Source organism: Enterococcus sp. DIV0213h, from assembly GCF_051711285.1.
Taxonomy (GTDB): Bacteria; Bacillota; Bacilli; order Lactobacillales; family Enterococcaceae; genus Enterococcus_D; species Enterococcus_D casseliflavus.
In genome coordinates this window covers 1,679,456-1,693,064 of the sequence record NZ_JBIOMH010000001.1, presented here as the reverse complement: position 1 = coordinate 1,693,064, position 13,609 = coordinate 1,679,456, and the positions used below count along the sequence as shown (strand labels likewise).

Annotated in this window: 11 protein-coding genes; 4 read left to right on the top strand and 7 right to left on the bottom strand. The window is 38.9% G+C overall.

Features of this window, described 5'->3' with window-relative positions:
* Positions 1 to 106: 106 nt before the first annotated feature.
* The 3 genes from ptsP to IGI77_RS07620 form a co-directional block, all read right to left on the bottom strand.
* Positions 107 to 1,834, bottom strand: coding sequence for a phosphoenolpyruvate--protein phosphotransferase (gene ptsP, locus IGI77_RS07630; RefSeq protein ID WP_005225882.1), 1,728 nt, complete (start codon positions 1,832 to 1,834; stop codon positions 107 to 109).
* Positions 1,834 to 2,100 carry a phosphocarrier protein HPr gene (locus IGI77_RS07625; protein WP_003126335.1) on the bottom strand — a complete coding sequence of 89 codons (267 nt, stop codon included), beginning with the start codon at positions 2,098 to 2,100 and terminating at the stop codon, positions 1,834 to 1,836. Before IGI77_RS07625 ends, ptsP begins: the two co-directional genes overlap by 1 nt.
* A gap of 160 nt (positions 2,101 to 2,260) precedes the next feature.
* The gene (locus IGI77_RS07620; protein ID WP_005225880.1) at positions 2,261 to 2,452 is read right to left on the bottom strand and encodes a hypothetical protein; all 192 of its coding nucleotides are present in this window, start codon (positions 2,450 to 2,452) and stop codon (positions 2,261 to 2,263) included.
* A 270-nt stretch (positions 2,453 to 2,722) separates the two neighbouring features.
* On the opposite strand from IGI77_RS07620, the gene IGI77_RS07615 reads away from it, so the two are divergent.
* Both IGI77_RS07615 and IGI77_RS07610 read left to right on the top strand, forming a co-directional pair.
* Positions 2,723 to 4,987 carry an AAA family ATPase gene (locus IGI77_RS07615; protein WP_438770518.1) on the top strand — a complete coding sequence of 755 codons (2,265 nt, stop codon included), beginning with the start codon at positions 2,723 to 2,725 and terminating at the stop codon, positions 4,985 to 4,987.
* A 148-nt stretch (positions 4,988 to 5,135) separates the two neighbouring features.
* On the top strand, positions 5,136 to 5,447 hold the full coding sequence (locus tag IGI77_RS07610; RefSeq protein WP_005225878.1) for a DUF1827 family protein: 312 nt from the start codon (positions 5,136 to 5,138) through the stop codon (positions 5,445 to 5,447).
* Between the two features lie 162 nt (positions 5,448 to 5,609).
* Here the strand turns inward: IGI77_RS07610 and IGI77_RS07605 are convergent, their stop codons facing one another.
* Both IGI77_RS07605 and IGI77_RS07600 read right to left on the bottom strand, forming a co-directional pair.
* Positions 5,610 to 6,929, bottom strand: coding sequence for a helix-turn-helix domain-containing protein (locus IGI77_RS07605; RefSeq protein ID WP_225582179.1), 1,320 nt, complete (start codon positions 6,927 to 6,929; stop codon positions 5,610 to 5,612).
* Positions 6,930 to 7,402: 473 nt separating this feature from the next.
* Positions 7,403 to 7,870 (bottom strand): hypothetical protein, encoded by a 468-nt coding sequence (locus tag IGI77_RS07600; RefSeq protein WP_438769804.1) that lies wholly within the window; start codon positions 7,868 to 7,870, stop codon positions 7,403 to 7,405.
* Between the two features lie 1,031 nt (positions 7,871 to 8,901).
* On the opposite strand from IGI77_RS07600, the gene IGI77_RS07595 reads away from it, so the two are divergent.
* Positions 8,902 to 9,393: a hypothetical protein gene (locus IGI77_RS07595; protein WP_438769803.1), complete on the top strand. Its 492-nt coding sequence runs from the start codon at positions 8,902 to 8,904 to the stop codon at positions 9,391 to 9,393.
* A gap of 20 nt (positions 9,394 to 9,413) precedes the next feature.
* Positions 9,414 to 10,472 carry a WxL protein peptidoglycan domain-containing protein gene (locus IGI77_RS07590; protein WP_438769802.1) on the top strand — a complete coding sequence of 353 codons (1,059 nt, stop codon included), beginning with the start codon at positions 9,414 to 9,416 and terminating at the stop codon, positions 10,470 to 10,472.
* Between the two features lie 182 nt (positions 10,473 to 10,654).
* On the opposite strand, the gene IGI77_RS07585 is transcribed toward IGI77_RS07590, so the two are convergent.
* Together IGI77_RS07585 and IGI77_RS07580 are read right to left on the bottom strand one after the other, a co-directional pair.
* A complete protein-coding gene (locus tag IGI77_RS07585) occupies positions 10,655 to 11,353 on the bottom strand; it encodes a hypothetical protein (RefSeq protein WP_438769801.1) in 699 nt (232 codons plus the stop codon).
* Between the two features lie 652 nt (positions 11,354 to 12,005).
* Positions 12,006 to 13,586 (bottom strand): peptide chain release factor 3, encoded by a 1,581-nt coding sequence (locus IGI77_RS07580; protein WP_005225872.1) that lies wholly within the window; start codon positions 13,584 to 13,586, stop codon positions 12,006 to 12,008.
* Between the last annotated feature and the right edge of the window lie 23 nt (positions 13,587 to 13,609).

The following is a 13,609-nucleotide window of genomic DNA, read 5'->3' as shown; positions in this document are numbered from 1 at the left end:
CGTTTTCTGAAAAAACGAGCAGGCTATTGCAAGTCAAATCGAACAAGAAGGCTTCTTATAACAAAAAAAAAGGCAACAAGCAAAATTGCTTGTTGCCTAGAAATGATTAGTTTACATACTGTTCGATTAGCTCAACAACTTCTTCCATTGTATCGCAATCTTCTAAAGCACGTTTTGCTAATTCTTGCATGTCAGTCGTTGACAAGCGTTTCATTAAGCTACGTGTTTTCAGAACAGATGTTGCACTCATTGAGAACTCATCTAAGCCCATACCTACAAGAAGCGGCACAGCAGTTTGATCGCCCGCCATTTCTCCACACATACCAGCCCACTTGCCTTCAGCATGCGCTGAATCGATCACGTTTTTGATCAAACGTAAAATTGATGGGTTGTATGGTTGGTACAAGTAAGACACGCGCTCGTTCATGCGGTCTGCAGCCATGGTGTATTGGATCAAGTCATTGGTACCAATACTAAAGAAGTCAACTTCCTTCGCAAACTTGTCTGCTAAAACAGCAGCTGCTGGAATTTCGATCATGATTCCGACTTGGATCTCGTTAGAAACCTCAACGCCTTCGTCAATCAATTTTTGACGCTCTTCTTCATACATTTTCTTCGCAGTACGGAACTCTTTCAATGTTGCCACCATTGGGAACATGATACGTAAGTTGCCGTGAGCAGAAGCACGTAACAACGCACGAAGTTGGGTACGGAACATGTCATCCCCAAGTTCAGATAAGCTGATACGCAATGCACGATAGCCTAAGAAAGGATTCATTTCATGAGGCAATTTTAGGTAAGGAAGTTCTTTATCGCCACCGATATCCATTGTACGGACAACCACTGGTTTGCCAGCCATTCCTTCTAAAACTGCTTTGTATGCTTTGTATTGGTCTTCTTCTGTTGGGAAATCAGGAGAATCCATGTACAAGAATTCAGTACGGTATAAACCGACTGCTTCTGCACCATTGTTGTGGACACCTTCTAAATCTTTAGGCGTTCCAATGTTCGCAGCTAATTCAAAGTGCTTGCCATCAGCGGTAACTGTTTCAGCATCTTTCAATTTTTCCCATTCTGCTTTTTGTTCTGCGTAGGCTTTCCCAGCTTCAACAAATTCAGCTGCTTGGTCATCTGTCGGGTTGACGATAACGTCACCGATAATACCGTTAACAGCTAAGATGTCTCCCGCTTTCACTTTTGCAGTGATCTCCATTGTTCCAACGATTGCTGGGATTTCAAGAGAACGTGCCATGATAGCGGAATGAGAAGTACGTCCACCGATATCTGTTACAAAAGCTTTTACAAAGTTGCGGTCTAATTGTGCAGTATCACTTGGTGTCAAGTCATGCGCAACAACGACTACTTCTTCGTTGATCATTGAAGGATTAGGCAAAGTCACATTCAGCAAATGCGCCAAGATACGTTTTGCGACATCTTTAATGTCAGCTGCACGTTCTTGCATGTAAGCATTGTCATCCATTGCTTCAAACATACCAATATACATGTCAGTAACTTCTTTCAACGCAGCTTCTGCATTGACTTTGTTATCTGTCACGTTTTGTTTGATTTGACCAATCATCTCAGGATCTGAAAGAACCATTAAATGAGCATCAAATACTTGTGCTTCTGCTTCACCTAAAGTTTGCGCTGCTTTGTCACGGATTTGTTGTAATTCCGCTGTTGACTTCGCTAACGCATCATCTAAGCGTGCTTCCTCTGCTGCAGTATCTTCAACTGATACTTTTGAAAAAGATAAATCAGGTTGTACTAACAGGTAGGCTTTCGCAACGGCTACACCATCACTAGCAGCAATTCCTTTTAGCATCTCAACCATTATTCAGACAAACCTTCTTTTTTCATTGTTTCTACGATTGCAGCGATTGCATCTGCTTCGTCAGCACCTTCAGCAGTGATAGTTACATCAGAACCTTGGCCAACGCCTAATGACATTACGCCCATGATTGATTTAAGGTTTACTGATTTACCTTTGTACTCTAAGTTGATATCAGAGTTGAATTTGCTTGCTGTTTGAACCAATAATGTAGCTGGACGTGCGTGAATCCCTGTCTCAGCAACTACGTGAAAATCTTTCTTTTCCATATTGATCAATCTCCTTTATGATACGTTTTTTTGTGTGAAGGCAAAATTTCCATGCATGCAATGACACCCGAAAAAAATCGCCCTTTCAACTGTTAAGATTACCATTTTTTTCCTCGATAGACAACCGTTTTCTCTTAAATAAACGATTGAAATAAATGTCCTATTTATTTTCTTGCACATAACGGTAGATGATCTTCCCATTTAAGCCCGCTTCTCCGACAAAAGAAGACCGATCTTCCAACTGGAGCCAGACATCTCTAAACGCCAGGAATTCTGGCTGTTGGACAATCAATTCTTGGATCTCTCCATTGCGCAAACGCGTTATTTCTGAAGCAAAATCTCTGTTCTCCATCCTCAATTCTCACCTCTTTCTTTCTATTATAATGGAATTACTTTTTATTTAAAAGACGCTTCTGCTAATGAAAGAGCGGCAAAAATTTTTACGAGTAAAATTCTTGCAGTCTGACAAAAAGTTAGTATAATAGAATTATGGTCAGTAAAGGTCAATAACACATTACCTCGAAGATGACCGTTTCTATGCACACAGCCCCTTTTCTTTTACAAGTGTAAAAAAGCGCCGTAAAATAAGGGTGTTGGAACAAATATGAAAGGTCGTGAATCTATGCTTTGTCAAAATTGCGGCAAAAATGAAGCGTCTATTCATTTATATGCCAGTGTCAATGGTCAAAGAAAACAACTCGATTATTGTCAAAGTTGTTACCAAAAATTAAAAGCTCAATCTGGGAATGCTGCAGCTGCAATGGCGCAAGATCCTTTTGGATTCGGCAATATTGATGATCTATTTCGTCAAATGTCTCGCCAGATGCAGCAAGGAAATACCCCTTATGAACAAACCCCTCCGACGCAAACCGGCGGTAACGGTTTTGTCGGTGGACAGCCTCCACGCAATAACCAAGCACCTGCAGGTCTGTTAGGAGAATACGGTATCAATATTACCCAAATGGCTCGTGATGGCGAAGTCGATCCAGTCGTTGGTCGTGATTCAGAGATCAAACGAGTGATTGAGATCCTTAATCGTCGAACAAAAAACAACCCTGTGCTTATTGGTGAACCTGGGGTTGGGAAAACTGCCGTCGTTGAAGGGTTAGCCCAAAAAATCGTAGATGGCGATGTGCCACAAAAACTGATGGACAAAGAAGTCATTCGTTTGGACGTTGCGTCTCTTGTTCAAGGCACAGGTATTCGTGGACAATTTGAAGAACGCATCCAAAAATTGATTGAAGAAATCAAGCAAGCAGAAAACGTGATTTTGTTTATTGATGAAGTCCATGAAATCGTTGGCGCTGGTGCAGCTGGCGACGGAAATATGGATGCTGGAAACATCTTAAAACCAGCTCTTGCTCGTGGAGAACTACAAATGGTCGGAGCAACGACGTTAAATGAATACCGCATCATCGAAAAAGATGCTGCTTTAGAACGCCGTTTGCAACCAGTACGTGTGGATGAACCTTCTGTGGAAGAAACGATCCGTATCTTAAAAGGTTTGCAACCACGTTATGAAGATTATCATCATGTGAAATATACTGATGAAGCGATCGCAGCTGCCGCTACCCTTTCTAACCGATACATCCAAGACCGATTCTTGCCTGATAAAGCAATCGATCTAATAGATGAAACAGGTTCTAAGAAAAACTTGACGATCCAAATCGTTGATCCAAAAACGATCGAAAAGAAATTACAAGAAGCAGAAGAACAAAAACAAGCTGCCTCTCGAGAAGAAGATTTCGAAAAAGCTGCTTACTATCGCGATCAAATCAATAAATTGCAAAAAATGAAGGAACGCCAAATCAGCGAAGAAGAAACGCCAGTCATTACCGAAAAAGACATGGAACAAATCGTTGAAGAACGGACAAATATTCCAGTTGGTGAATTGAAAGAAAAAGAACAAACGCAATTGAAAAATCTTGCGGATGACTTGAAAGCTAAAGTTATCGGACAAGATGAAGCGATCGATAAAGTAGCCAAAGCGATCCGCAGAAATCGGGTCGGTTTAGGCAAACAAAATCGTCCGATCGGCTCTTTCCTATTCGTCGGGCCAACCGGTGTCGGGAAAACCGAATTAGCAAAACAATTAGCCTATGAGATGTTTGGTTCTGAAGAATCGATGATTCGTTTCGATATGTCAGAATACATGGAAAAACACAGTGTATCCAAACTGATTGGCTCTCCTCCTGGTTACGTTGGCTATGAAGAAGCGGGTCAATTGACGGAAAAAGTTCGTCGGAATCCATATAGCCTGATTTTATTAGACGAAGTGGAAAAAGCCCATCCTGATGTATTGCATATGTTCTTGCAAATTCTCGATGATGGTCGTTTGACGGATGCCCAAGGACGTACAGTCAGCTTTAAAGATACCTTGATCATCATGACAAGTAATGCTGGAACTGGCAAAGTTGAAGCCAACGTCGGCTTTGGCGCAGCGCGTGAAGGCATCACTCGTTCCGTGTTAAATCAATTGAACAATTACTTTACGCCAGAATTTCTCAATCGCTTTGACGGGATCATCGAATTCAAGGCACTAAGCAAGGAAAACTTGTTATCGATCGTGTCCCTTATGCTGCATGATGTCAATCAAACACTTAGTCATCAAAAATTGCATATCGATGTTCCACAAGACGTGCAAGAAAAACTGGTCGATCTAGGTTACAGCGCAACGATGGGTGCTCGCCCATTGCGCAGGACCATCCAAGATCAAATCGAAGACGGGATTGCTGAATATTATCTTGAGCATCCTCAAGTTCGTCAATTAAAAGCACAATTGGAGGATTCCGATAAAATCGTTGTAACTTCAGCCGAATCCTCTGCACTTCCTCAAGAAACACCTTCTGCTGAAGAGGAAAAACCATCGGAAACAGATGAGCAATAACGTGTCAAAACGGTGACCAATCCGTTCGTTTTGCCAGACAACCATGTTTTGCCAAAAAATTGGGTAATTCCGAGTTGTCTGGCTTTTCTTTTGAAAAAAAACGACCTATAATGTTATTAATAAATACATAGAATGTGAGGTGAGTCTGGTGAAATTAATCAACGTTACAAACAGCCATTCTCGACTAGTATTGAATCAACTTGAAAATACCGACGCAGAACTTGTAAAGGTTTACACCGCCGGAGACACGACCGTGATCTTTACCTCAGCGCCGAACCACAATGAAATTTTGCTGATCAATAAAAAACGGAATATTCGCCCGACGGAAGTAGAAGAAATCAAAAATTACTTCTTGAAAAAATTACCTGATGGCTCCTATGATCCTGCTACGATCTCTGTGATCCAAATGCCCGAAGTGGTAGAAATCTCCATCAAAAAAACGTTGTCTTCCTCACGTTAGCTTTGCCTAATCACGTGTATAAAAAATATCTATAAAAGGTGACTGTCGCAGCCCTCTTTTATAGATATCTTTTTTTGTCTTCTCTCCTCCTTCTTTCGCCTAGTACTTCGACCAACGCTACCTGATAGTCAAGCAAAAAAAGAGAGCGTTACGCTCTCTTTTTCAAGTATATTTATTAGAAATCATCGACTGGATCATCACATGTAGATTGTGCCAATCCTTGGTACTATGAACATTGCCAAAAAATGTAAATTTCTGTGACTCATTATGGATCAGCACGCCATCAGAAACCAGTATGTCTGAGTCTCCTAAGTTCGAACTAAAGTGAATCACATTTTCATTGTAAATTTTTAATAGTTTGTTCTTAATGACCGGAATATATTCAGGGTGGTTCAAAAGAGAAATACCAATGCGAATCGGTTCCTCTTTTTGGATAGGTAAATAAGATGCTGTAATCTGAGCGATTTTCCTTAAGAAAAGGGCTTCTTTTTCTATTACAAACGAATGGCGCTGCAAGACGGTCGCAATCAGCTCCTCCACCTCTAATACGCGTTCGTTCGTAGAGGACAAATCTTCAGTAGACACAAAACTATCCAAAAAGAGATGGAGACAGCCCCATGTATTCATCACTAATTCATAGGTAAGAAACGCTTCGATTGCTTTGGAAAGATCATACTTTTGCGACAAGACAGCCACAACATCGGCAGAAAATTCGACCAATGGATTCCCCGAGAGGTTTCGCAGCTGTTTCCCCAAAAGAAGTTTCTCTTGATCCGAGATCGTTTCAGGTATGAAGAGAAAAACCCAGAAATGATAAAAAATCTGTTCTTTCTCGATATCTTGCTGACTTCTGATCGGCAGCAGCTTGATCACTTGCTTTTCCCCATTGAGTTGCTTGATTTGCTCATAAATAGCGATGGAAGCTTCGTCTAATTCATTGACGATATAGCCCCTCAACACCGCATTCTCAATGATTGAAAACATAATGTCGTGCTTCACTTTTGTAGTTTTCAACGGCTCATATTCTTTCGCAGCTAATTCAACGCTTGCACGGGTGCGCTGATTGATGTAAACATTGCAAGCCATGATCTCAACTAAATAATGGTACATCCGCACACAAGGCTCTGCCCCTGTCAGATCAATGGAATCTGTGTTGTTATTGATAGTAATCGGGACATTTTGGATAACCAGCATTTTTTTCAGATAGCTGATCAATTTATAACAATAAGAAATACTAAAAATCAATTCTTCTGAGATGTCCACCATACGGGTCTTTCTTTTTCTTAACAAATAGGATAATAGACGATAATAAGGAGATTCTAAGAAATACTTCTTCTTTAGATTCACAAAAATATGCAGGCTTTGTTCTTCGTTTAATTCTCGTGACAAATAAACGGTTCTCTTTTTCAACAAAAAAATAGACTCGTCAAAGGTCGTAAACTCTCTCATATCTTCGGCGATTTCATTGATCAATATTTTCACCTGATACAAAGATTTGTTTATCGTTTCACATATTTTATCAAGAGACAGCTGCTTCTCCAAAATGATATTTCTAATAATAGTTAATTTATCTACCTGTTTTTTGGTTAAATAAAACCTATACAACTTTTCTATATACTCCAAAATTTTTTACCCGCCTTATTTAAAAAGTATCCTAGTTTCCAATTATAGTAAAATAAACTTAAATTTGAGCCTCTTTTTTCATTAAACGGACAATTTTAATAAAAACTTCAGAAAAATCCCCGCTTCTTTAAAACAGAACGGGTGAGAAAAACTTGTGAAACGATTCTTACCTTTTATAACAAAAAAGTGTTGGAAACCATTAAAAAGATCCTGTGAATTAGCTGTTTCCATAGACTTAGAAAAAATTCGTATTCTTTCATTGATTGGTAAGTGACTTGGAGAGTAAAATTATTTTCTAGCTGGACAAACTTCTTTGAGGAATCAAGTTCATTTCAAAGAGCTTGTAATAAAATATCTTCTCTTTTTAGCCAGCAATCTTTGTATTCATAAATGTTGATGATCGACAATTCATCACTCATCTCATTAATTGACCGCATAATTTCTTCATCATCCGAATCAACATTGCCAATGACATGCATATCATAATGAATACCAGATTTATCCACGCACTCAACGATATAACTGATGACATCTCCCCAAAAATGTTCCAATCGATGCGTGCCTCCTGCTTTTTCTAGCCTTGAACGTTCAGCGATACACAAAACGTTTTTCGAAGAGTATTGCAAGATGTTGATTTCCCCTAGTGATTCTGCTAAGTAGTCAAGAACCGATTGCCGATCATCCTCTTGATCCACAATTAAATTTCTCTCTAAAATCGTGTTCGTCTTGTTGCTGAAAAAGCGCACAGTCAACATGGTAGCATTCTTTTTTCCACTGAAATTTATTCTGGTTTGCAGCATTTTGATTCACTCCTTAAAAGAACTTTGATCCTCTGCTATTAAGGATATAGTAAGAACCAGCTGATTTTTATCGTCTTTTTTTCAAAAAAACTACAAATAAAATAATCATTGTCACTCTTTTTCTTTCTACTGACTAAAAGACCTGACGATTAGAAACAAGTGGCAACTTCATAAAATTGAGAAAGACAAAAAAACTCTTTCAAAGCTTTCTTCAAAGAGTCTGATTGTATATTCCTAAAAAATGATGCTTTCTATTAAAATCTAGGGTTCATGAGATAGCCATCCCACACAGTTAGTTTTTTGAGATTTCTTTATAATGAAACAAACATGAACGTTTATTAACACAGGAGTAACCCTTGATGTCTCTGTCGCTTGAAGCTAGAAGAATTGTAGGTGCAGATTACTAATTGAATGAAAACGTTAATTGATATTTTTTCATAAGTAACTTCGATATACCTATCCAATAGGAACGCATAAATAGAATCATACTTTTCAATCCCCACCCTACGCAACTGTTCATACGCGTAAAGCTACTGCCAAAATAGGTTCTTAAAAATGATAGAAAGTTGGTTTCTATTGAATTGCAGGTGTTCACTAAAGAAATATCAGACATGAATTTTCAGAACTGGTTTCTCTGACAGCGACTGGTTCAGAGCAAATTCTCAGAGACTACGAATAACATTTTTTTCTTTTTTTAGGTCCCATCCTAGTTGGAACGACAATTCTTTCAACTCTGAGAAGGCTTTGACTTAAAATAAATACCAAAATATACCCCTGCAACAAATTTACTTTCATAGTCATTATTACCGAATTGATAATTCATAGACAAAAAGATCGGTCGACTTGATAATCAACATCATTTGATTACTAGAATATTTAATTAAATTATTTTATAAAAAAATCAGATTAATAAAATACTTTCTACTTTTTCATTAAAAATAGCGAAAAAACGGATAATAACATAATACACCATCATTGTATACTTTATTTAAGCAGTAAATCATCTGCAAAAATTAAAGTGAGGTTTTATTATGAAAAAAGTTATTTTGGGTACTACATTGGCAACATCTTTACTACTAGTAGGAGGAATCACTGCGTCAGCGACTATTGGAGACCCGGTTACCGCTCCCCCAATCGCTGTTACTATCACCGAACCAGAAAATGGTGCTAGCTTTACATTTAACACCTTGACTTTAAATGAATTCGAAATTAGTGACGCCTTATTGGATGGAACTCAGGAAGGAACTATTGAAAACGTTGGTGGAATATTAACAAACTTGACTCGTGTCCCTATGAGCGTTACCATTAGAGTTTCTTCTGAATCTGATGGTATCTACTTCTCAGATTCACTGAAAGAAATCTCTTTGCCAGCAATAACTGCAGACCCTATCGCTCGTTCAACAGAAGGCGCGTCCGTTAACTTCACATTCAATCGTGAAACTGCTTTGCTAGACGAAGGCACGCCTACTATCACAGTTATTGCATCAGATACTCCTGACACTGGCAATGGCGATACATTTTAATTTAAAAAAAAGGATAGCATATGGATAAAATATCAAAACACAGAGACTCTTTTCTAAGAGTTTCTGTGTTCTTCCTCATATTGACAATAATCGCAAATATAAATATAAGTATTGCAACAGCGAATGAGACGACGAATACTTTAAAACTATCACTTAGTGATACCGAATATGAAACATCAAGAAATACTCTTACTTTTCCTTCTGATGTTGATAAAAAGTATACATTTGAAATTAAACTGGAAAACATTGGAGCTGGTGATTCATCAATAGCGGTCACTCCCTTTTCTTCAACTGCTATTTCAAGAGAATCCTCTATTTTGTACACCTCGAATACAGAGAACCTTCTCGATGATAAATACGACTTTTCAAATTATGTTACTATCGCTTCAGATGCTATAGACGAGGAGAATCAAATAGAAATTGCCCCTAATGAATCTGTTGGTGTCAGCATTACCATAAATGTTCCAGACGACATAGAGCTTGAAGGTACTGTAATGGGTGGAATTAATTTTAAGCAAATATTAGGTGTTGAAACAGCTGAAGATTCTATTAGTATTGCGTCTGCCTACGAGTCTATCATTTTTATCAACTTAATTTTTAGCGAATATGAGGATATTCAAGATATTATTTATCAAGACTTCTCCTTTGTTGCGCTTCAAGATACAGTAAATCTACAATTTTATGCCCTCAACTATAATCCTATTTTAGGCAACTTGAACAATGCGCTTTACGAACTAATAAATCCAAATGGAGAAACAATTGCCTCTGGCGAGTTAGCAGATTCCGTTCTTTTAACGCCGTTGACCAAATCAAGAATGCAGATCCCTTTAATAGACGATAGTGAACTTATTGAAGGCGAATACCGTTTAACTATAGAAACAACTAGAAAAGCGATCACGACTACTTTTTCTTATGAGAAAGAAGACTTGGATAACTTCAAAAAAGAGAACCGTCCAACGAACACTGCCGATGTTCAGACAAATAATCAAATCCTTATCTGGATTATCTTTGTTCTCGTTGCAGCGTTGGCAGCTGCAGTCATCTATATTTTTAAATCAAAAAGAAAAAGAGAGGGCTAGTGTTGTGACCCCAAAAGTTAGCTTTTAGGACTAACTTTTGGAGGTCGCTTCAAAGCTCCTTTTTTTTAGTACCACCAATTAGTCTCAAACTTATTCAGCAAAAGCACTTTTCACCTAGTATTAGAAAAAGATGTGCAAAAAAACCGCTCCTATTCAGCTAAGCGGTTTTTTCTACACTAGTTTTAAACATATCTTTTATCAAAAATCACTTCTTTTGTAAAAATTGTCGCTATCTCGTACTGGCACTCTTCCTCTAAACGATCCTCATGGACAGTATCATCATTGATATCCTCAAGTGATTCTTCTTGGCTGAATGAATCATTCTCTAATGAGTCTTCTTCCTCTGGGCGTTCAGATTCATCTTCAATGCCATCGTCTTCTTGCTTTTCATCCTCTTGGTCTTCATCTGTCAAGTTTTCGTCTGGAATCTCCTCTTTTTCCTCATCCGTCTGATTCATTTTTATATCTTTCGTAAAGGTCTCTGAATCATCAATTGCTGTAAACGTGACTAATAGGTAGTACTCAGAGTTGGCATCAAGATATTCCTTTATGTTCAATGTTGCAGCTACATTAAGAATCATTGATGCTTCATCAGTATCCTCAATCTGAATGATCATCTCTTCCGAACCGCTCACGCTGTTTAGTTCTGCTGAAAATCCTTCTCCGACAGCCGTGATCGTTACGTCAAAAGCACCTTCACTGCCGTTGCTATCGACAGTCAGCTGAAGATCTTGTGTGGTTTTCAACAAATAATAGTGTTCGTCCTTAAAGTCAATCGTGTTCAAATCAAAAATCAACGTTTCGGAAACCTCATCAGCTGCAGCCTCTATTGTTGGAAAGAAACATATCGCCGAAAATATGAATAACAAACTTTTTAGCACTACCTGGTCCCCTTTCTTCTTTCAGAAATCACTTTTATTTAAAAAATAATCATTCGCTTTAGCAAAATCGATAGATAGATAACTGTAAACTAGCAATAAGACTAATTCATTTTGGAGTCCCGAAGCCATGGTTCACCAACTGAAAACTTAAGCCATCTGTTAGAAGTGCTTCAAATGAAGTTTCAAGGGCTATAAACAAATCCTACACAGATATCTTCACTAGTAGCATCTGACAAAAAAAACATGTCCCTCAATCAAATGATTAAACGACCTTTATCACTGGCAATCTATTCTCTGCTTTTCCTCTACTTTCAAACAAGTGAAAATTTCCTGAATCATCAAATGTGCCTATGATCTTTTTCTATTCATTTCAAATGCATTTCCTTGTGGTCACCTTTAATACTACGCTCTTTTTCCGACTCATTTTATCTTCTTTTAAAAGAATGGTTATAAATTAGGATAATTGTCTGATCATTGGACGATTGCCCCCAATCATGCAACCTTCCTTCTGTATCAAAAGCACGTTTTCAGCAAAAAAAAGCCCCTTCTTATCCATTTGGATAAGAAAGGACTTTCTACGATCGTTCAATTAAAAAGAACAGCCTTACGTACAAAGTTGCGCATACCTAGACAGTCTCGCGGGAAACAGCTCTTACATCAAGCTCTTCAATTCGACATCTGGGTACTTGTCAGCGAACCAACGCATTGCAAATTGATTTTCAAATAAGAACAATGGTTGATCGAAACGATCTTTCGCTAAAATATTACGGCTTGAGCTCATGCGCTCATCTAAGTCTTTCGGATCGATCCAGCGAGCGATCTTGTGGCCCATTGGGGTCATAATGACTTCGGCATTGTACTCATTCATCATGCGATATTGGAAAACTTCAAATTGCAGTTGCCCGACAGCACCGATGATATACTCATCACTAAGATACGTCTTGTACAACTGGATAGCCCCTTCTTGGACCAACTGATAGATTCCTTTGTGGAAAGATTTTTGCTTCATCACATTTTTTGCAGTGACTTTCATAAAGAGTTCCGGAGTAAATGATGGTAGCTCTTCGTAAGCAACTTTTAGTTTTCCTTCATAGATCGTATCGCCAATTTGATAATTTCCCGTGTCATAAACCCCGATAATATCCCCAGCGACTGCTTCTTCAATATTTTCTCGGGTATCTGCCATGAATTGTGTCACATTGCTGAGTTTCATTTTTTTGCCAGTACGCTCAAGTGTCACGTCCATGCCTCGTTCAAAGGTTCCTGAACAAATACGGACAAAGGCGATCCGGTCACGATGGGCAGGGTTCATATTTGCTTGGATCTTGAACACAAACCCAGACATTTCTGGTTCATATGGACTGACTTCATCACCAGCCAAAGTTTTGTGACCGTAAGGCGCTGGTGCAAAGGACAAGAAGGTTTCCAAAAAGGTCTGCACGCCGAAATTCGTAAGGGCGGAACCAAAGAACACGGGTGTTTGATCGCCTCGTGCGATTTTTTCTGTATCAAAGGCATCGCCAGCTTCTTGCAGTAATTCTACTTCTTCTAAAACTTGTTGGAACAGCCCATCTTCGGCAAATGGATGATCTGCAGGAAATTGTCCATTTTCATCTAGGGCAACTAAACGTTCCCCACCGTGATTGTCTGGACGATAAAATTCGACCCGTTGGTTATGGATATCATACAGTCCTTCCAAGCCTTTCCCCATGCCGATCGGCCAATTCATTGGAAATGATTCGATCTCTAAAAGATCTTCTAGTTCTTCTAATAATTCTAATGGTTCGCGGCCATCACGGTCGAGTTTATTGATAAAGGTAAAAATCGGAATACCGCGTTTTTTAACGACCTGGAAGAGTTTTTTCGTTTGCGCTTCGATCCCTTTTGCGCTATCGATCACCATGACCGCACTATCCACCGCCATCAAGGTACGGTAGGTATCTTCAGAAAAGTCCTCATGCCCAGGGGTATCTAAAATATTGACCCGTTTGCCTTGGTAATCAAACTGCATAACAGAACTGGTAACGGAGATCCCCCGTTGTTTTTCAATTTCCATCCAGTCGGATTTTGCGAAATTCCCAGTCTTTTTCCCTTTGACCGTACCAGCTTGGCGAATCGCGCCACCGAATAATAATAATTGTTCTGTAATGGTTGTTTTCCCCGCATCCGGGTGGGAAATAATCGCAAAGGTACGGCGACTATCAACTTGTTGTTTTAATTTTGGATTATCCATTGATTTTATTGCTCCATTTCTTG

What these genes read in the sequence shown, in the direction of transcription:
- ptsP (WP_005225882.1), bottom strand. Translation starts at nt 1,834, where the DNA reads ATGGTTGAGATGCTAAAAGGAATTGCTGCTAGTGATGGTGTAGCCGTT.
- IGI77_RS07625 (WP_003126335.1), bottom strand. Translation starts at nt 2,100, where the DNA reads ATGGAAAAGAAAGATTTTCACGTAGTTGCTGAGACAGGGATTCACGCA.
- IGI77_RS07620 (WP_005225880.1), bottom strand. Translation starts at nt 2,452, where the DNA reads ATGGAGAACAGAGATTTTGCTTCAGAAATAACGCGTTTGCGCAATGGA.
- IGI77_RS07615 (WP_438770518.1), top strand. Translation starts at nt 2,723, where the DNA reads ATGCTTTGTCAAAATTGCGGCAAAAATGAAGCGTCTATTCATTTATAT.
- IGI77_RS07600 (WP_438769804.1), bottom strand. Translation starts at nt 7,870, where the DNA reads ATGCTGCAAACCAGAATAAATTTCAGTGGAAAAAAGAATGCTACCATG.
- IGI77_RS07595 (WP_438769803.1), top strand. Translation starts at nt 8,902, where the DNA reads ATGAAAAAAGTTATTTTGGGTACTACATTGGCAACATCTTTACTACTA.
- IGI77_RS07590 (WP_438769802.1), top strand. Translation starts at nt 9,414, where the DNA reads ATGGATAAAATATCAAAACACAGAGACTCTTTTCTAAGAGTTTCTGTG.
- IGI77_RS07580 (WP_005225872.1), bottom strand. Translation starts at nt 13,586, where the DNA reads ATGGATAATCCAAAATTAAAACAACAAGTTGATAGTCGCCGTACCTTT.